The organism is Planctomycetota bacterium (assembly GCA_033763975.1).
Taxonomy (GTDB): Bacteria; Planctomycetota; Phycisphaerae; order Phycisphaerales; family UBA1924; genus RI-211.
This window is the reverse complement of the sequence record JANRJM010000012.1, coordinates 1-18,756: the sequence shown is the minus strand read 5'-3', so window position 1 is coordinate 18,756 and position 18,756 is coordinate 1. Positions and strand designations below refer to the sequence as shown.

Annotated in this window: 13 protein-coding genes; 5 read left to right on the top strand and 8 right to left on the bottom strand. The window is 69.9% G+C overall.

Translation table 11 applies throughout. The features are described from left to right. Window positions 1-39: 39 nt before the first annotated feature. On the top strand, window positions 40-1,317 hold the full coding sequence (locus SFY69_06735) for a TCR/Tet family MFS transporter (protein ID MDX2131729.1): 1,278 nt from the start codon (window positions 40-42) through the stop codon (window positions 1,315-1,317). Beyond that, window positions 1,314-2,561 (top strand): acyltransferase family protein, encoded by a 1,248-nt coding sequence (locus SFY69_06730; protein ID MDX2131728.1) that lies wholly within the window; start codon window positions 1,314-1,316, stop codon window positions 2,559-2,561. The genes SFY69_06735 and SFY69_06730 overlap by 4 nt, the downstream gene beginning before the upstream one ends. 34 nt (window positions 2,562-2,595) lie before the next feature. On the opposite strand, the gene SFY69_06725 is transcribed toward SFY69_06730, so the two are convergent. The 6 genes from SFY69_06725 to atpA form a co-directional block, all read right to left on the bottom strand. Further along, the gene (locus SFY69_06725) at window positions 2,596-4,497 is read right to left on the bottom strand and encodes a LamG-like jellyroll fold domain-containing protein (protein MDX2131727.1); all 1,902 of its coding nucleotides are present in this window, start codon (window positions 4,495-4,497) and stop codon (window positions 2,596-2,598) included. A 142-nt stretch (window positions 4,498-4,639) separates the two neighbouring features. Next, a complete protein-coding gene (locus tag SFY69_06720) occupies window positions 4,640-5,773 on the bottom strand; it encodes a PilT/PilU family type 4a pilus ATPase (protein MDX2131726.1) in 1,134 nt (377 codons plus the stop codon). A gap of 105 nt (window positions 5,774-5,878) precedes the next feature. Further along, on the bottom strand, window positions 5,879-7,174 hold the full coding sequence (locus SFY69_06715) for a Gfo/Idh/MocA family oxidoreductase (GenBank protein ID MDX2131725.1): 1,296 nt from the start codon (window positions 7,172-7,174) through the stop codon (window positions 5,879-5,881). A gap of 164 nt (window positions 7,175-7,338) precedes the next feature. Then, entirely contained in the window at window positions 7,339-10,677 is a 3,339-nt protein-coding gene (locus SFY69_06710) for a LamG-like jellyroll fold domain-containing protein (GenBank protein ID MDX2131724.1), read from the bottom strand. Between the two features lie 265 nt (window positions 10,678-10,942). Then, entirely contained in the window at window positions 10,943-12,517 is a 1,575-nt protein-coding gene (locus SFY69_06705; GenBank protein MDX2131723.1) for a hypothetical protein, read from the bottom strand. 347 nt (window positions 12,518-12,864) lie between these two features. Next, entirely contained in the window at window positions 12,865-14,421 is a 1,557-nt protein-coding gene (gene atpA / locus SFY69_06700; GenBank protein ID MDX2131722.1) for a F0F1 ATP synthase subunit alpha, read from the bottom strand. A gap of 228 nt (window positions 14,422-14,649) precedes the next feature. Here atpA and SFY69_06695 point away from each other — a divergent pair, with 228 nt between their 5' ends. Continuing rightward, the gene (locus tag SFY69_06695) at window positions 14,650-15,114 is read left to right on the top strand and encodes a hypothetical protein (GenBank protein ID MDX2131721.1); all 465 of its coding nucleotides are present in this window, start codon (window positions 14,650-14,652) and stop codon (window positions 15,112-15,114) included. Window positions 15,115-15,129: 15 nt separating this feature from the next. On the opposite strand, the gene SFY69_06690 is transcribed toward SFY69_06695, so the two are convergent. Next, window positions 15,130-16,206, bottom strand: a complete 1,077-nt coding sequence (locus tag SFY69_06690; GenBank protein ID MDX2131720.1) for a hypothetical protein — start codon at window positions 16,204-16,206, stop codon at window positions 15,130-15,132. Then, window positions 16,206-17,081 carry a diadenylate cyclase CdaA gene (cdaA, locus tag SFY69_06685; GenBank protein MDX2131719.1) on the bottom strand — a complete coding sequence of 292 codons (876 nt, stop codon included), beginning with the start codon at window positions 17,079-17,081 and terminating at the stop codon, window positions 16,206-16,208. Before cdaA ends, SFY69_06690 begins: the two co-directional genes overlap by 1 nt. 62 nt (window positions 17,082-17,143) lie before the next feature. Between cdaA and SFY69_06680 the strand changes: the two genes are divergently transcribed. Both SFY69_06680 and SFY69_06675 read left to right on the top strand, forming a co-directional pair. Beyond that, window positions 17,144-17,419: a NifU N-terminal domain-containing protein gene (locus SFY69_06680; protein ID MDX2131718.1), complete on the top strand. Its 276-nt coding sequence runs from the start codon at window positions 17,144-17,146 to the stop codon at window positions 17,417-17,419. Continuing rightward, on the top strand, window positions 17,416-18,504 hold the full coding sequence (locus tag SFY69_06675) for an A/G-specific adenine glycosylase (GenBank protein MDX2131717.1): 1,089 nt from the start codon (window positions 17,416-17,418) through the stop codon (window positions 18,502-18,504). The genes SFY69_06680 and SFY69_06675 overlap by 4 nt, the downstream gene beginning before the upstream one ends. Window positions 18,505-18,756: the final 252 nt, after the last annotated feature.

The window sequence follows — 18,756 nt, the reverse complement described above, 5'->3', positions numbered from 1 at the left end:
GCATCGCTCCCCGGTCCCGCGGCGTACGCTCGATCTCGCATGACGCGCCGGGCGCCCAGCCTCGTCTTTGTCTTCATCACCCTGCTGCTCGACGTGCTTGGCATCGGCCTGATCATCCCGGTCGCGCCCAAGCTCGTCGAGCGCGTGATGGGACTTCCGCCCGACGGGGCGCAGAGCGAGGCCTCGCTCGCGGTGGGGGCCCTCGCCGCCACCTACGCCGCCATGCAGTTCCTCTTCGCCCCGATCCTCGGGTCGCTCTCCGACCGCTTCGGCCGGCGCCCGGTCATCCTCATCTCGCTCTTCGGCTCGGGGGTTGATTACATCGTCGCCGCCTTGGCGCCCAACCTCACCATCCTCTTCATCACCCGCGCGCTCAACGGCATCTCGGGCGCCAACGTCAGCGCCTGCAGCGCCTACATCGCCGACGTCACCCCGCCCGAGAAGCGTGCCGCCGGCTTTGGGCTCATCGGCGCGGCCTTCGGGCTGGGCTTCATCCTGGGGCCCCTCCTCGGGGGCGTGCTCGGCGACCCCGAGATCACATTCCCCTTCGTCGGTCCGGGCGACCTGCACTTCCCCTTCATCGCCGCCGGCATCCTCACGCTGCTGAACTGGCTCTACGGGTGCTTCGTGCTCCCCGAGTCGCTCAGCCCCGAGAACCGGCGCCCGTTCTCCTGGCGCAAGGCCAACCCGCTGGGCGCGTTCCTCTGGGTCCGGCGACACCGCCTCGTATTCACCATCGGCGCCGGGTTCTTCCTCGTCGCCATCGCGCAGTTCGGCCTGCACGCCACCTGGGTCCTCTCCATGGACGTGCGCTTCGACTGGTCCGCGCGCGACGTCGGCTGGTCGCTCTTCACCGTCGGCGTCACCTCCGCGCTCGTGCAGGGCCTCTTCTCGCGCCGGATCATCCCGCGCCTGGGCGAACGCGCCTGCCTCATCGGGGGCCTGGTCATCAGCGTCTTCGCCTTCGGCGGGTACGCGTTCGCCACGCAGTCGTGGATGATCTACGCGACCATCATCGCCGGCTCGCTCGGGGGGCTCGCCAGCCCCGCGGCCCAGGGCATCATGAGCCGCAGCGTCCCGCCCAACGAGCAGGGCCTCCTCCACGGCTCGCTCAGCGGGCTCCAGAGCATCGCCGGCGTCATCGGCCCGCTCGTCGGCAGCGCCGCGTTCCGCTCCTTCACCGCCGACACCGCCCCGGTCTACTTCCCCGGCGCTCCCTTCCTCGCCGGCTCCATCCTCACCATGCTCGCGCTCGTCCCGATGCTGATCGCGTGGCCTCGCATCGGCCGCACCCTCCGCCCGGGCGCCACCCCATGACGGGCCCGGCGCTCCCGCCCACGGGTGAGCGGCTCCACGCCTTCGACGCCGCACGCGCCGTCGCCATGTTCGGCGGGCTCCTCCTCCACGGCGCCATCGGCTACATCGAGAACCGCCCGCCCCAGTGGCCCCTCGCCGATCCCTCCCAGAGCCCCTTCTTCGACGTCATCGTCTACGTCATCCATGCCCACCGCATGCAGGCCTTCTTCCTCATCGCCGGCTTCTTCGGCGCCATGATGATCGCCACCAAGGGCCCGGGCGCCTTCGTCCGCAACCGCCTCGTCCGCATCGGCATCCCCACCGTCGGCGGCCTGCTCCTCATCGGCCCGCTCACGATGTTCACCATCCTCTTCGCCCTTCAGCAGTCCGGACGCGCCGACCCCGACGCCTCCACCTGGCGGCTCTTCCTCGGGTATTACATCTCGCGCACCCCCGGCCAGTGGTTCGACCCCATCCACCTCTGGTTCCTTGTCTACCTCGGGTGCATGTACCCCATCGCGCTCGCCGGGCATCACCTCGCCGCCCGATGCCCCGCGTCGCTCCGCGCCCGCGCGCACCGCTACCGCGACTTCCTCACCACCTCGTCCTACGCGCTCGTCCCGCTCGCCCTCGCCACGCTCCCCTTCGTCGCCGTCATGCACGAATGGACCATCGACACGCCCCGCCACATCTTCCCGACGCCGCACATCTGGGCCTACTACGCCCTCTTCTTCACCTACGGCGTCGTCCTCTGGGGCAACAAGCAGGCCGCCATGGACCACCTCGCCGCACGCTGGGGGCGCCACCTCACCATCGGCGCCTGCTGCCTCGTCATCATCCTCTTCGGGTGCTATCCCTGGCTCAAGAACCACACCCCGGACGCGCCCGCCTGGCCGCTCGTCGACGCCCTCGCCCGCACGCTCCTCTCCGTCGCGGCGTGGGCGCTCAGCTTCGCGCTGCTGGGCGTCTTCCTGAAGTACCGCACCACGCCCTCGCACGCCTGGCGATACGCCGCCGATGCCTCGTACTGGTTCTACCTCATGCACCTGCCGGTCGTCTTCGCGATCGGCGGCCTGCTGCTGCCCGTTCCCATCTCGTGCGCGTGGAAACTCCCCCTCCTGCTCGCGGGCACGGCCGCCGTGCTGCTCCCCACGTACCACGTCATGGTGCGCCACACGCTGATCGGGCGCATCCTGAACGGCCCGCGCCGTCTCGCGGGCGTGGCGCGTCCCACTGTCTCGCGGGGGTCCGACGGGGCACACTGAGCGAGCGTCCGACGCCCGCCACGTCACGCCGACCTCAACGGTCCGAGGGCTTGGTCAGCTCGAACGCGTCGAACATCCGCCCCGACGTGTCGATCGCCTTGAAGACGATCGTCCGGTCGTGGATCGCGACGTAGCACACGTGGTGCTCGCGGTTCACCTGCAGGCTGAACCACGCCTTGTTCGGCGCGGGGTGCTCGAGCCCGCCGCCGCCGCCCCCGGACGTGATGTACCGGATGCCCTTCGCCTGGTTGATCTTCATGTCCAGGATCGGCCAGGTGCGCTCGTACACGTGGATGTGCCCGTTGAAGGCGATGTCCACGCCGTACTTCTCGTACAGCTCGACGAGCTGGCGGGCGTTGCGATCACCCCGGAACGAGGGCTCGGCGATGTCGGGCGGGTTCTTCTTGCCGGTGATGGTGTCGCCGTAGTCGTCCTCGTCGCTCGTGAAGCACGGGTGGTGGTGGCAGGTGAACTTCCAGGTGGCGGTGCTCTTCGCGAGGTCGCGTTCGAGCCACTTCCACTGCTCGCTGTCCGGGCCGCACGGCTTGTTCGTGTCGATCATGAAGAACTCGGCGTTGCCGAACGTGAACGTGTAGTAGTACTCCGGGGTGGGCAGGCTGAAATAGTCGTAGTAGAAGTGGCTGTTGCGCTCGTGGTTGCCGATCGTCGGGTAGATCGGCGCGTGCGCCAGCAGGCCCGACATCGGCTCGAACAGGTCCTTCAGCCACTGGTTCTTCGAGTACCCGTCGTCCACCACGTCCCCGCAGTGCAGCACGAAGTTCGGGCGGCTCTTGTACATCACCTCCGCGCACGCCTGCGTCACGCTCGGGTTCCGCTGCGTGTCGCCGATGATCCCGAACGACCAGGGCATGTCCGCCGGGATCGCCGTCTTCATCGCCTTGACATCGCTCGAGATCGTCTTCCCGTCCTCGGTCGTGCGCGTCACGCGGTAGAAGTAGTCCGTCGCGGGCTCCAGGTCCGACAGCTTCACCTCGCCGATCATCGCCGGCGTCGTCATCTCCGCCTTGTACTGCAGGGGCTGACGACGCCCGTACTCCACCGTCATCGTCGACGCGCGGTTCGTCTCGCTCATCACCACCATGCTGCTCAGCGTCGCCGCCTGCAGGTAGGGCTTCACCAGCCAGCGCACCTCCGCGTCCTCGGGCGGCACGTACGCCACCAGGTTCGAGTTCTTCTGCGTGACGTCCGTGATCTCCTTGGGCGTCAGGACCCGCGAGTACGCCTTCACGCGGTGCAGCGCGCCCGCGAGCGGATACTCCTCGTTGGCGTCCTTGAAGCACGCGATCGTGTAGGGCCCGCTCGGCGGGTACAGGATGTCCCCGCTCTGGTCCTTGCTCTCGCCTTCCTGCACGCCGTTGACGTACAGCCGCATCGTCGTGCCGTCGTACGTGCCCACGACGTAGTACCACTTGCCCGGCACGATGGGGGTCTTGGCGGGCAGGAAGGTCAGCTTCCCGTCGCCGTCGCTCCCGCCCACGGTCGACAGCCCGAACGTGAACGTCTGGTCGTTGAAGCCGAGCACCCAGCCCTTCTCGGTGCCCCCGTCGTCCTGCACGCACCCCATGATCGAGCCCCACTGCTGGGTCTCGCGAACGCTCACCCACGCCGCGACGCTGAACTCCTTCGTCGGCAGGCCCTTGCGGTCCTTGGCGATGTCCTGGTGGATGACGAGGTAGTCCGACTTGCCGTTGAAGATCGCCGCGAGCGTCGGGCCCACGGTCTCGATCGCCGGCGCGCCCATCAGCTTCGCCTTCAGCGAGTGCGTCACGTCCTCGACCAGCCCGCCCGGGGCGCCGGTATCAGGGTCCAGGTGTCCCACGGCCCAGTGCGACAGCAGCCCCGGCTCTTCGTGATCAGGATGCGACCACGCCGCCGACGCGAACGCCAGCACCGCCACGAATGTGAGAGTCTTCATCCCGCCACTGTACTGGTGGCGCCAGAGCCCCGGCGGCCCGCGATTGCAAAGAAACCGCGAAGTTTCGCGCGATTCCGGCCCTTCCGGCCACCGGTGCGCGCACACCGCGCGACCTGCTCGCCCGGCGCCGCCCGGGCCCGGGCTAGCTCCGGTTCCCCGCCGACTTGATGCGGCTCACCAGCCCCTGGCTCTTGACCTCGACGCCCTTGAGGATGCTGGACAGCGCGTCGCGGTTGGGCGCGAACTCCATCGCCGTCTGCAGCGTGACCCAGTCCTTGTTCACCAGGTCCGCGAGCGCGTGCGTGAAGGTCTGCATGCCCTCCTCGTTCTTGCCCACGATCATCGGCAGGGCCGCGTCGTCGCCCTCGCGGATCTTCTCGCGCACCACCGACGTCCCCAGCAGCACCTCGCACGCGGGCACGACGCCGAACCCGGTCTCGGGCGTCGCGGGCAGCAGGCGCTGCGCCAGCACGCCCCGCAGCGTGTTCGAGAGCGCGTGGCGCAGGAACCCGTGCTCGTGGCTGGGGAAGAACTCGAGGATGCGGCTGAAGGCCTGCATCGTGTCCGCCGTGTGCATCGTGCTGAAGACCAGGTGCCCGGTCTCCGCCGCCTGCACCGCGCTCAGCACCGTCGCGTGGTCGCGCAGTTCGCCGATGAAGACCACGTCCGGGTCCTCGCGCACGATGTACTTGAGCGCGGACGCGAAGTCCGGCACGTCGATCCCGATCTCGCGCTGGCTGATGATCGACCGCTTGGGCGTGAAGCGGTACTCGACCGGGTCCTCGACCGTGATGATGTTGTCCGCCCGCGTCTGGTTGATGTGCTCGATCATCGCGGCGAGCGTGCTGCTCTTCCCGCTCCCCGTCACGCCCACCACGACGATCAGCCCCTCCATCGTCTTCTCGATGAGGTCGCTGTACGACGCCGGAACGTGCAGGTCCGCGTAGCTGGGGATCTCCGCCTTCACGCGCCGGATCGCGGCGTGCGTGTGCCCGCCCGCGCGGAACATGTTGATGCGGAAGCGGTCCCCGTCCTTCAGGTGGCTCGCGAAGTCCAGGCTCCCCGCCTGCTCGAACCGCGCCTTGAGCGCCTCGGGCACGATCGGGTCCAGCAGGTGGTCCGCCTCGTCCTCCGTCAGCGGCTCGCCCGCCACCGCACGCAGCGCGCCGTTGATCCGGTACGTCGGCGGCACGCCGACCTTGATGTGCAGGTCCGACGCGTTCAGTTTCTTCATCGCGCCCAGCAGACGCTGGATCGAGAGCGGGCCGGCTTCCATGGGAGCATCCTCCGCGGGCGGCGCACGAACTTCCCTCCATCAGTCTAATAACGAACAGCCCGCCCCGCGCCCTGATTTGCGCTGGATTTTCCGCCGGGCTCGTTGCTACGCCCGGGGCAGCTCAAACCCCTTGCGGCGTTCATAGTCGAGCCAGGCGTTCTGACGCTCCGACAGGAACCGCCACCCGACCGGGCACCACTCCGACGATTCGCCGTACCAGTACGCCGTGTTCAGCAGGTGCGCCGCCGCGATGCTGCGCGCACCCACCTCGACATCGCAGATCGGGCGCTGGCGGCTCGCGATGCAGTCCAGCCAGTTCTCGTGGTGGCCCTTTGCGCGCGGCAGGTGCACGTCCCCGTCTTCCAGCGGCTTCTTCAGGATGTCGCCCGGGATGCTCTCCAGCCGCTCGCGCGTCACGAAGATCACGCCCTGCTCGCCCACGAACGTCACCCCGCTCGGCCCGCCGTGGATGACCCGCACCCCGCCGGGGTAGATCAGTTCCGCGCCGTACTCGTCGCCCTGGCGCGCGGGAGGCTTCACCGCGAGCGGGCCGGACACGTCCATGTCGAGCCCCCACGCCGCGATGTCGAAGTGGTGCGCGCCCCAGTCCGTCATGATGCCCCCGCTGTACTCGCGGAACCAGCGCCAGCGCGGGAAGTGGTCGTGGATGCCCCGGGGCGAGAGGATCGCGTTGTACGCCCGCACCGGGGCCGGGCCCAGCCACCGGTCCCAGTCGAGCCCCTCGGGCGGCGTCTCGGCCGGCAGGTCGCACCAGCGGCTCGACGTCCCCACCCCCACGTTGACCGACAGGATGCGCCCCAGCCGCCCGCTGCGCACGTACTCGCACGCCGTGCGGAACTTCCCGTCGTACTCCGTCCGCTGCTGCGAGCCGGTCTGGAAGACGCGTCCGTGCGTGCGTACGGCGTCGATCATCGCCTTGCACTCGCGCAGCGTCAGGCACAGCGGCTTCTCGCAGTACACGTCCTTGCCCGCCGCGCACGCGTCGATCGCGTGGATCGCGTGCCAGTGGTCGGGCGTCGCGATCACCACCGCGTCGATGTCGCGGCGTGCCAGCAGCGTGCGGTAGTCGTCGGTCGCGACGCAGTCGCTGTTCGAGTACGCCTTGTCCACCAATCCCTTCGCGTGCTCGCGCCGCGTCGTGTCCACCTCGCACACGCCCACGACGCGCACCCGCGGGTTCTTGACGAAGCTCTGCAGGTGGATCCGGTTCATCAGCCCCACGCCGATGAACCCCAGCCCGACCTGCGCGCCCGCCCGCCCGCCCGCGCTCCACAGGGCGCCGCGCGTCTTGCTCGTGAAGATCAGCGGCCCGGCCGCCCCCGCGATCGCCGCCGCCGCCGCTCCGCCCAGAAATCCACGCCGAGTGAGCCCGTCGCGCATGTGTCGCCTCCCGCCGGGCGCCGCCGCCCGCGCGCGAGTCTACCGGGATTGCCCCGTCCGGGCCGACGTGCCGCGTCTCGGGGGCGGCGCGTGGACTGCGTCCCGCCAAAAGGCGCCCGACCCCCGGCGGCGGGGGTCGGACGGGTGTGGGAATGTGCGAGAGGCTACGGGCACGGCGAACCGGCGACGACCTGAGCCAGCACGTCGATGTCGTCCTGATCGACGTTGCCATCGCGATTGAAATCCGGATCGGTTGCCGAGCACGACGGATCGCCCGCCACCACCTGCGCCAGGCACTCGATGTCGTCCTGGTCGACGTTGCCGTCGGCATTGAAATCGGGGTCGCAGGGCGGAATGCACGCGGGGTCGCTGGGTGAGCGGAGCGTGACCGTCGCGGCACCGCTGGTGAGGCTCTGGCTGCACGCCTGCGAGACCACGCAGGCGTAGACACCCGAATCAGCGGGCACCGTCGCGCTGACGGTCAGGACCGGCGAGGTCGCCCCGGAAATCCTTCCGCCGTTGGCGAGCGCCACGCCGTTGCGGAGCCACTGGTATGTGAACGGTCCGTCGCCGATGGCGAGGATGTCGAGGGTCAGATCCGTGCCAGCACACACGCTGGTGGACACCGGCTGGCGCGTGATCGCGAACGGTGACACCGAGGGAAGGAACCAGGTTTCAGCGACTTGCACTGTGGCCGAGGTCGCGCCGCCGAAGAGCAGCATCCCGCGCCGCACTTCGTCATAGACCATGCCCGGTCCCGCGCGCGGCGAGGGGCCGCCGACGGCCAGCAGCGTCCAGTTGGTCCCGTCCCAGGCCCAGGTGTCGCCGAGGATCGCGCCATTGGTGGGGCCTTCACCCCCGAAGAGGATGACGGCGTTGCGGACGGGGTCGAAGGCCATGGTGTGGAAGCGGCGCGCCGGGGGAGAGACCGCGGGGAACTTCTGCGTCCAGGTTGAGCCGTCCCACTCCCACGTGTCGTTGAAGAAGGTGGAGGCGCCGAAGGACGTGGTACCGCCGAAGAAGACGACGCGCTGGCGGACAGGGTCGTCGGCGAGCGCGGGGGCGTAGCGGACCGAGGGGCCGGTGTTGGAGAGTTGGAGCCATGTCGAGCCGTCCCAGCGCCAGGTGTCGCGGAAGACGGTTGTGCCGTTAATGCCCCCGAAGAGCAGGGTGTGCCCGCGTGCGGCGTCGTAGGTCATGCCCAGGCAGCAGCGGAGCCCCGGGCCGGAGGGGGACGGGAGGCGCTGGAACCACGAAGAGCCGTCCCACTCGTTGGTGTCCCCGATGCTGAGGATGTCGCCGGCGAGAGCGCCGCCGAACAGGACGAAGCGCCCGCGGGAGACGTCAAACGCCGCCCCGCTGGCGCTCCGGCCAACCTGGGGCGCGTTGGCGCTGACTAGCAACCAAGCAGCCCCGTTCCACTCCCACGTGTCGTTGCGGCGTTGTGAGCCGAAGCTGCCGGAGTACATGACGGCACGGTCGCGAATGGTGTCGTAGACCATGGCGGGAGTTGCGCGCGATGCCGGGCCTGACACGGGGAGCTGCGTCCAGCCCACGGGAGTGGCAAGGTCCGGCCCGAAGGCGGGCGGGCCGGCGACAAACGACGCGTTGCGGTTATTCCCGCTCTGGTCGACGGTCGAGCTGTTGTCGAAGACCCAGTGCGCCAGGAGGTTCGGCTGGGGGCCGGTGGGGAGCTGGCAGACGGCGTTGGCGGCGATGTCCGAGGCCGAGCGCGCGGCGCTCCAGATCCGGACGTCGTCGATCCGGCCCTGGAAGCGGCGTGTGAATCCGAACGCGAAGTTGCCCGCGCCGATGAGCACCGGCTCGTTGGCGCCGTAGTACACCACGCTGCTCACGGCCGTGGCGGAGGCGTCGAGCACGCCGTTGATGTACAGGCGCAGCGTCGTGCCGTCGAACGTCCCGGCGACGTGGGCGGACTGTCCGACGCCCACGATCGCGTTGGAGGCGACCGACGTTCCGGAACTGCCAAAGACGTGGGTGACGACGAATGTGACGCGCTGCGACACGGGCGACCAATACAACGCCATCGATCCAAGCCAGAGCCCGGTGGCACCCTGACGGGGCTTCTCGATGATGGCCGCGCCGGGGCCCGAGTTGGTGCCGCCGTACCCCGGCCCGGTCGGCTGGATGCGGGCTTCGAGCGTGAACTGTTGGGGGTTGATGCCGCCGCTGTTGGCGGTAGTGAGATACGTGGAGTCGACCAGCGACGCCGAGCCGCCCACGGTGACCGGCGTGAGCGAGAACTGGCCCTCACCCGTCGGCGTGCCGGGGTACGTGGCGATCCGGAGGTAGTACTGAACGCCCGCGACCGCGTCGAACACCAGTTCGCTCTGGTCGCCGCAGAACTGATCGTTGCACTCCAAGGGAGGATCGATGCAACTCGTGTGGACCGAAAGGTCGGTGTCGACGCCAGTCAGGCCGCAGGTGGAGAAGCGGACGCGGCCGGTCGCGGGTGCGATCCACCGGACGAACACGTCCTGGACACTGAGTGCGCACCCGGTGGGGACCGGCCCGGTGTCCGCGAGGCGATTGTCGAAGGAGAACGTGCCGTAGGTGGAGAAGATCGGGGCCTCCGCGCACCCATCGGAAGGCGAGACAACCCGGGAGACACGGAACCCGGTGACGTCGTCATCGTTCGCCGGGCTGTCGGCGATGCGGACGTCGGCCCGCAGGCCGCTGCCGTTGCTGAGGAACGACCCGCCCCGGAGGCTGCGGTTGGAGCCGAAAATGATCGCCTCGTTCCATTCCCACACGTTCCCGCCCATGTCGAACGTGCCGTAGTAGTTCGCCGCGTACGAGCCGACGGGCGTGTAGTTGCCGATCACGTTGTTATAGTTCGCCTGGCCCGCGGGCGGAAGCCCAGCGATCGGCGCCGTGTTGCTCGATGTCGGGTACAGCCAATAGTTGTCCGCGTTACCGCCCGCGCTAGCGGGCTGGTGGTACGCCGCCTTGTACCACTCGTCCTCGCTGGTCACGGCCCACCGCCAGCCCGCGTTGCGCATGACGGTGTTGTTGTTGATGCCGTCGGGGGTGAGGGTGTACGCGCCGGTCTCGGTGTCGCCACTGCCCTGGCCGTTGTGCAGCCAGTTCGCGAAGCGCGTCGCATCCCAGAACGAGACAAAGTTCACCGGATTGTTCTCGCGCCCGCTCACGGTCGAATACGTGTACGACCCCGGCGAGCCCGAGCGGGTGATACCGCCGAACGAGCCGGCCATGTTCGTGTTGTACAGGTTGAACGGATCCGACGCGGCTTTGGCGTTCAGAAACGCGGCGTACTGCGCGTTGGTCACCTCAGTGGTGCCGATGTTGTAGGTGTACGCCACCGAGCCGTAGCCCGTTGTCGGGTCCGGCGCGTTGCCGGGGTTGCCGATGGGCACGATGGGGATGGTGATCTGGGCCGAGGCGACGGGCGTGCCCAAGCACGTGACGGCCGCGAGTGCGAAAGAAACGCGACGACCGAGCGACGCGAGATTCATGATCATGTCTCCTGAAAGACGGATACTCACTCGCACCATCAATGGCACAAGCCGACGGTGGCGCGAGGCTACCAGTCGGCGCGAATCGACGCGCGGGGTCTTCTGTTGATTCATACAAACTTCACGTCGGACGCGAATGTAGGTCGACGGAGAGCCTCTGCAGACCCCAGTTCAAGCGAAAACCGACCCCGGCGGCGAGGTCGGTCGCGGTCTTGGGTTTATCAAAGGTGCGTGCGCCGATCGGCGGGCGCGCCGCGTTTCGAGCGCCGGTTTACGGGCAGGGCTGGCCCGCGATGACCTGGGCCAGGGCGTCGATGTCGTCCTGATCGACGTTGCCGTCGCGGTTGAAGTCGGGGTCCACGCAGATGCACGTCAGATCGCCCGCCACCGCCTGCGCCAGGCAGTCGATGTCGTCCTGGTCGACGTTGCCGTCGCAGTTGACGTCCGGGTCGCAGGGCGGCGTGCACAGGTCAACCGCCTCGACGCCCCGCACGAACGCGAGCGGCAGCGTGAGCGCACCGCTGAACGCTTCGACGTTCAGCCCCAGTTCCGGCAGCGGCGCCTCGAGGGGGACGACGGGCACGGGCAGGCGGTCGTCGAGGCAGTCCGTGACGCCCGTGGTCTTCGGCGCCGTCACGCCGTACCCCGAGATCGGCGTCGCCCCGTCGATGCGCTGCCCGACCGCGAAGAGCGTGCTGGGCGAGGTCGCGATCCCGTCGAAGCTCTCGCGCGGGTTGGGCGCGCCGTAGCGACGGCCCCACTGCGGGGCGCCCAGCCCGTCGAGCGCGACCACCGCCGCACGCCCCGCCCCGAGCGGGAACTCACGCCCCGCGAGCAGCACCGTCTCGGGCCCGCCCGCCGCCACCTGGTCGAACGCCGTCCCGCGCGCGCCCACGATGAACTGCGGCAGGCGGACCCCCCATCGCAGGGCCCCGGCCGTGGGCGGGATCGACGGGTTCATCCGCAGCACGATCGTCGAATCGGGCTCGCTCGACGCCATGGTGCGCGACGGGGCCGCGACGATCACCTCGTCGCCGCGGATGTCCACCGAAACGTCGCGCTCGTCGGACATGGGGATGTCGACGACGTACGCGATCGCGAGGGACAGGTCGAGGTTTCCCAGCAGCACGATGATGTCGCTCTGCCCGCCGCGCACCGTGTACCCGACGATGAACAGGCGCCCGCCGGGGTACTCGACGACATCGGTGAACTGCACGGGAACGCCGACGCCGCCGATCGACGCGCTGACGATGCGCTGGAGGATCGGCGCGCCGGTGGCGCCGCTCGCCCGAACGAGGTGCCCGCGGTTGCCGGGCGCGCCGCCGGGTCGCAGGGCGGTGCCGACCATGGTGACGACGCCGTCGCCCCCGAGGGTGAGGGCGGGCCCGGGCTCGCTGATGAAGCCCTGCCCGAGGTAGTTCCACGACCAGAGCAGATTGCCCGCGCCGTTGAAGCGGGCGAGGATGTTCCCGTAGTCGAAGGCGGTGGCGGGGTTCCACGTCGTCTGCCCGGCGACGAGAATGTCCTGGCTCGAGGTCGTGACGACGTCGGTGCCGACGATGTCCTCCAGCGATCCGGCGATGTTCACCCGCCAGACGCGGTCCCAGACGAGCGCGCCCGAAGGCGCGTGGCGGACCACCGGCATGCGGAGCTGCGCGGGGTTCGACGCGTCGACGCGCCCGACCGAGGCCCAGCCGCCGGTCCCGCCCGCGACGACGGGGAACTCCGCGGCGGCGTTCAGGAAGAGGTCGTCCTGATACTCATAGCTGAAATGATCGCCCTGCGCGAGGGCGGTGCCGCTCGCGAGCGTGAGGGCCAGAATCGAGGCCAGACGAGTGCATGCCATGACCGTGTCTCCGGTGGTTCGTGCCGCTCCGCGCGTCGCCCCGGCCCCCCGGCCGCGGCACGCGAGGATGCGTGCGTACGTGGTGAGCGACGCCGCCGCCGATAACTCACCCGGATGACGCGAGAAAATGCGCGTGCGGACGCCAGGCGCACTCCACATGCGTGTGTAATGCCACCCTGAAGGCGGAGCGATGCACGCGTGCGTGCTGCCTCTGGGCAGCCGGAACCGGCGACGACTTCGTGAGCGCCAGGATGTCGCCCGCGTTCACCGCTCAGCGAGATCGGCGTACACCAGGCGTCCCGAACGCGTTGGTAGTCTGCGGGGCCGTCGCTCGCAGGGGAGTGCCGCTACTTCTCGGCCTTGAACGTGCTCTTGTACGCCTTGATCGCGCTCTCGAGCTTCTTCTCGAGGTCGGCGTCGAGGGCGCGCTTCGCGTTGAGTTCATCCCACACGGGCTTGCCCACGCCCTTGAAGTACTCGAGCAGCCCGCTCTCGAACTGCCGGACGTTCGTCACCGCGATGTCGTCCATGTAGCCCTTCGAGCCGGCGAAGATTGAGATCACCTGGTCCACGATGTGGAAGGGCGTGTACTGCCCCTGCTTGAGCAGCTCCACCATGCGGCGCCCGCGGTCGAGCTGGCGCTGCGTGGCCTTGTCGAGCTCGGTGCCGAGCTGCGCGAAGGCCTCGAGTTCGCGGGCCGCGGCCAGGTCCAGGCGCAGCGAGCCGGCGATCTTCTTCATCGCCTTCACCTGGGCGTTGCCGCCGACGCGCGACACCGAGATACCGACGTTGATGGCGGGGCGCACGCCGCTGAAGAACAGTTCGGGCTCGAGGTAGATCTGCCCGTCGGTGATCGAGATCACGTTCGTGGGGATGTACGCCGACACGTCGCCCTCCTGCGTCTCGATGACGGGCAGGGCCGTCAGCGAGCCGGCGCCGTTCTCGTTGCTCAGCTTGGTCGCGCGCTCCAGCAGGCGGCTGTGGAGATAGAACACGTCGCCCGGGAAGGCCTCACGCCCCGGCGGGCGACGCAGCAGCAGCGACAACTGGCGGTACGCGACGGCCTGCTTCGACAAGTCGTCGTAGATGCACAGGGCGTGCTTGGGCGTCTTGCCCTGCATGCCCTGCCACATGAAGTACTCGCCCATCGCGCAGCCCGAGTACGGCGCGATGTACTGCATCGGCGCGGGCGCCGAACTGGCGGCGTTCACCACGATCGTGTAGTCCATCGCGCCGTTCTTCTTCAGCGTCTCCACCACGCCCGCGACCGTCGACTCCTTCTGGCCGACGGCGACGTAGATGCACACCACCGCGTCGGGCGTGCCCCAGTACTGCTTCTGGTTGATGATCGTGTCGAGCGCGACCGCCGTCTTGCCCGTCTTGCGGTCGCCGATGATCAGCTCGCGCTGCCCGCGCCCGATCGGGATCATGGCGTCGACCGCCTTGATGCCCGTCTGCAGGGGCTCGTGCACCGGCTGACGCTCGGCGATGCCCGGGGCGATGATGTCGACCTTCCGGTACGCCGCCGCCTGGATCGGGCCCGCGTCGTCGATCGGGCGCCCCAGCGGGTCCACCACGCGCCCCAGCAGCCCCTCGCCGACGGGCACCTCGAGCAGGCGGCCGGTCGACTTGACCATGTCGCCTTCCTTGACGGACAGGTAGTCGCCGTAGATGACCGCGCCGACCGTGTCGAGCTCGAGGTTGAACACCTGGCCCATCACGGCGCCCTCGGCGGTCTGGAACTCCAGCAGTTCGCCCGCCATCGCCTTGCTCAGGCCGTAGATCCGCGCGATGCCGTCGCCGACCTCCACCACCCGTCCGACCTCGGACACTTCCAGGTCGGCCCCGAACTGGGCGATCTCGTTCTTGATGACGGTGGCGATCTCGTCGGCGCGGATTTTCACGGCGTTAGTCCTTCGCGGATGCTTGATTTCGAATCCGCGACGACCTGCCCGCCGCGGGGGGTGAAGGGTAGTCGCCCGCGCCGCCGATGTCACCCCGACCGGGCGACGCCCCCGCCTGGTGCCCTGCACGCCGGCGAAGACCGCGCGCCCGCCGCGCCTGCGGCTCGCTTGCGAAACTCGGCCCGTTCACGGTAGGATCCGCCGCTCTACTGAAGGGGTCACACGAACATGGACGCGCAACTCAAAGCGGCGGCGGAGGCGGTCAAGGCCCACATCAAGAAGTGGGAGGATGTGGCGACCAAGCACTACAAGGCCTACGGCGGGAAGGACCCGAGCGAACTCGCGGCGCTCTCCACCCTCGACGCAGATCTCGAGGAAATGCGCGATGTCGTCGCCGAACTCTCGCGCGTGGGAAAAGCCATTCTCCCGGTGCAGATGGCCGCCGGTGTCTACAGCGGCACCACCGGGGTGATCTCCACGTACAAGACCCAGTTGTCGACGATGGAGAAGCTGGTCAAAGAAGCAAAGGAACTGCAGAAGGCCAAGCCGCCCGCGCCACCGCCCAAGCCCGCCCCCGCCACCAAGCCGCCCGTCGCGCCGGCCAAGCCCGCCGGGGCCAAGGCCAACCCCAACGCCGGCCGACCGCTGCCCAAGCCGCCGGCGCGCAAGCCTCCCCCGGGATACAAGGCCTAGGGCCGGCCCGCCGGGCTACTGGCCGGGGGGCGTCGCACCGGTCCCCGCCGGGGCGCGCCGCGTGATCGTCAGCCGAACCACGCGGCTTGCCGCCTCGAACCGAAGCGCGGTCGGAAAGCCCGTGAACACCGCTTCCTTCGACGTGATCGCCCGTTCCAGTTCCTCGAACGACAGCGGCACGAACGCCACCACCGGGATCTCCCGCGTCTCGATCTGACGGATCAGGTCCGCCGGGCCCGACACCGTCACGTCGAGCAGCGCCCGGTCCGCCTCCGGCACCGTGATGTCGAACGCCGCCAACTCCGCCGGCGCCACACGCAGGTGCACCGGCACGTTCGGCAGTCGGACCGTCGCGGTGCGGCTTCGGACTGTCAGGATCGCGTCCGCCGCCCCCGGCACGATCTGCACGCGGGTCGCGCCGCGCAGCTCGGCCGGCGCCTCCAGGGGCACCGCCGGCACCGTCTCGCGCCGTCCGGGGACCAGGCGCGACCATGTCCGATCGTCGATCCGCAGCACCACCGCCGACGTCTCGGTCAGCTTCGCCGCCTCGCGCGACGGTGCGATGACCTTCGCCGTCGCCGGCACCGCCTCGGGCAGCCCTTCCAGGTCCCCCTCGGGTGTCACCACGGTGATCTTCACGTCGCGCGTGACGAGGTCGTCCACGCGCACCGTCACGTCCTCGGGCTCGATCCGCCGGATGCTCACGCCCTGCGCGCCGAACTCCGGGAGCGCGCGGACCACCGGGCGCAGGGGCAGCGAGAACTCGCCCCGGGCCGTGCCCACGCCCTCGCTCCCCGGCGTGATCCGGACCGGCCCAGACCGCGACAGGCGCAGCACGCCCTCGATGGACTCCGTCGCCCCTTCCACCGTCATCGCCACCCGCAGCACCGTCCCGCTCGGGCGCGGCGTGCCCGGCGCCCCCGGCGTCGACGACGGATCCACCAGGTCGATCGTCCGCTCCGACCCGCGGTCCGCGTCGAACACCAGTTCGATCGTCACTTCCTCCGTGCGCAGGCTCTCGGCCTCGGCGAACAGCCACACCAGCATCGCCAGCACCGTCGCCGCCACAATGGTCTGCACGTGCCGCGCCATCACACGCTCCGTTCCGAAGCCTCTTCCGGCGTTTCGACACCCCGCTCGGGCTCCGACGCCCTGGGCCCGGCCAGCACCGGCGTCTTCGACAGCCGCACCGTCAGTTCATCGCGCAGTTGGGCCGGCGTGAAGGGCCCGGCGAGTCGCCCGCGCTCCGCGATGCGGATCGACCCCGTCTCTTCGCTCACCACCACCACCAGCGCGTCCGCTTCCTTCGACACGCCCACCGCCGCCCGGTGGCGAGACCCCAGCGACGCGTCGCGCATCTCCTCGGGCTCGGCGAGGGGCAACTGCACCCCCGCCGCGTGCACCGTCCGACCCTTCACGATCACCGCCAGGTCGTGCAGCGCCGATCCCGGAAAGAAAATCGTCTGCAGCAGCCGGGCCGACAACTCGGCCCCCAGCACGGTTCCGCCTTCCACCACGCCCGCGAGCGGGGTGTTGCGCTCGAGCACGATGAGGGCCCCGAACTTCGAGCGAGACAGGTACGTGCACGCCGCCGCGATCTCCGACGCCACGTGCTGCACGTCCTTGGGCGATCCCCGCAGGAACGGGGTCTCGCCGAGGCGCACCAGCGCCCGGCGCAGTTCGGGCTGGAAGATCACGATGAGCGCCACCGCCGCCAGCGCGATGAACTTGTCGTACAGGTATGTCAGCCTTTGGAACGCGTCGGAGCCTCCCAGCACCCGCGACGCGATGGTGATCGCGACGAGCAGCAGCAGCAGGCCCTTGAGCGCCCCCGCCGCACGAGTCCCCTGCACGAACCGGATCACCACGTACACCACGACCCAGATGAGCGCCAATTCGAGCGCGACCTCCCATAGGGAGTAGTTCCCCAGCCGGTCGATCAGCGCTTGCGGGCGGTCCGTGAACATCAGGCGGCGTACTCCGGGGTGAGTCTACCGCCGCCGATCACCCGCGGCGGTACCATCGCCCCGTGCCCTACCGCATCGTGGAAGTCGTCCAGACGCCCAACCCCGACGCGCTCAAGTTCGTCCTCGACGCCTCTCCCGCGCCCGACCGTCCCCGCTCCGTGCGGTCCCGGGCCGAGGCCGCCGATCCGCTCGCCGGCGCTCTGATGGCCATCGAGGGAGTGTCGCACGTGCTCATCCACGACGGCTGGATCACCGTCTCCCGCACTCCCGGCACACCCTGGGACGCCCTCCGCCGGCGCGTCGCCGAAGCCCTCGCCGCGGCGCCGGGCCCCGCGTGAAACCTCCTCTCGCCGAGCCTGACGCACACGAGCGCGTCCCCGTCGCGCTCGTCCGGTGGTTCGAGCAGTCCCGCCGCCCCTTTCCCTGGCGGAAGGTAAACCCCCGCACCGGGCGGCGTGATCCGTACCGCGCCCTCGTCAGCGAGTTCATGCTCCAGCAGACGCAGGCGTCGCGCGTCGAGCCCGCCTTCCGCGCGTTCGTCCGCCGGTTTCCTTCCGTGCGCGCGCTGGCCCGCGCGCATCCCGACGAGGTGCGCCGCGCCTGGTCGGGCCTTGGGTATTACCGGCGAGCCTCGATGCTCCACGCCGCCGCTTGTGAGATCGTCTCGCGGTTCGGGGGCGTCGTCCCGCGCGACGCCGCGGCGCTGCGCACGCTGCCGGGGGTGGGGGCGTACACCGCCGGCGCGATCGCGTCGATCGTGTACAACGAGCGCGAGCCCATCGTCGACGGCAACGTCCTGCGCGTGCTGCTGCGTCTGCACGGACGCGACGGCGCGGCCGACGACCCCGCCTCGGTCTCGTGGGCCTGGGCGCAGGCCCGCCACCTCGCCGCCGACCCGCGCGTGCAGCCGGGCGAGGTGAACGAGGGCATCATGGAGTTCGGCGCGCTCGTCTGCACCCCGGCCGCCCCGCGCTGCGACGCCTGCCCGCTCGCCCGGCAGTGCGTCGCGCGCCGCACGGGACGCGTGCACGAGATCCCCCGTCCCAAGCGCCCGCCCCCGCGGGCCGAGGTGCACCTGCACGTGCTCGTCGTGACCGACCTCGCCGGACGCGTGCTGCTGGAGCAACTGCCCGCCGACGGCCTGTGGGCCCGCCTCTGGGCGCCCCCGACCATCGCCGGCGCCGACGCCGACCTCGCGCGCGACGCGGCCCGGCGCGGGCTTTCGCTCCTCCCCGCGGGCGAACTCGCGCGCACGCTCACGCACCGGCGGGTGCGGCTGCGCCTGTGGCGTGCACACGTCCCGACCCGCCCGCGCCCTTCCCGGACGCGCCGCTGGGTGCTGCCCGATGCGCTCGTCGACCAGGGCGTGCCCAGCGCCCACGTCGCGGCGGTCCGGGCCGCGCTCGCCGCGGCCCGCCCCTGAATGAAAACGCCCCGGGCGCGGGGCCCGGGGCGGCATTGAGATCAAGTGCGTTGATGCGTCGGAAGAGGCCCTCGCGTGCGCTTCGGGCCCGGTGAAGGCTCGAAGGCGAACTTACGGGCAGGGCGACCCGGCGACGACCTGCTCGAGGCTGGCGATGTCGTCCTGGTCGACGTTGCCGTCGCGGTTGAAGTCAGGATCAACCGGGGAGCAGCTCGGGTCGCCCGCGACGACCTGCGAGATGCAGGCGATGTC

Bases quoted from the DNA above. Each gene is read 5' to 3' on its own strand.
- SFY69_06735 (MDX2131729.1), top strand. From the start codon at position 40: ATGACGCGCCGGGCGCCCAGCCTCGTCTTTGTCTTCATCACCCTGCTG.
- SFY69_06730 (MDX2131728.1), top strand. From the start codon at position 1,314: ATGACGGGCCCGGCGCTCCCGCCCACGGGTGAGCGGCTCCACGCCTTC.
- SFY69_06725 (MDX2131727.1), bottom strand. From the start codon at position 4,497: ATGAAGACTCTCACATTCGTGGCGGTGCTGGCGTTCGCGTCGGCGGCG.
- SFY69_06720 (MDX2131726.1), bottom strand. From the start codon at position 5,773: ATGGAAGCCGGCCCGCTCTCGATCCAGCGTCTGCTGGGCGCGATGAAG.
- SFY69_06715 (MDX2131725.1), bottom strand. From the start codon at position 7,174: ATGCGCGACGGGCTCACTCGGCGTGGATTTCTGGGCGGAGCGGCGGCG.
- SFY69_06710 (MDX2131724.1), bottom strand. From the start codon at position 10,677: ATGATCATGAATCTCGCGTCGCTCGGTCGTCGCGTTTCTTTCGCACTC.
- SFY69_06705 (MDX2131723.1), bottom strand. From the start codon at position 12,517: ATGGCATGCACTCGTCTGGCCTCGATTCTGGCCCTCACGCTCGCGAGC.
- SFY69_06695 (MDX2131721.1), top strand. From the start codon at position 14,650: ATGGACGCGCAACTCAAAGCGGCGGCGGAGGCGGTCAAGGCCCACATC.
- SFY69_06690 (MDX2131720.1), bottom strand. From the start codon at position 16,206: ATGGCGCGGCACGTGCAGACCATTGTGGCGGCGACGGTGCTGGCGATG.
- cdaA (MDX2131719.1), bottom strand. From the start codon at position 17,081: ATGTTCACGGACCGCCCGCAAGCGCTGATCGACCGGCTGGGGAACTAC.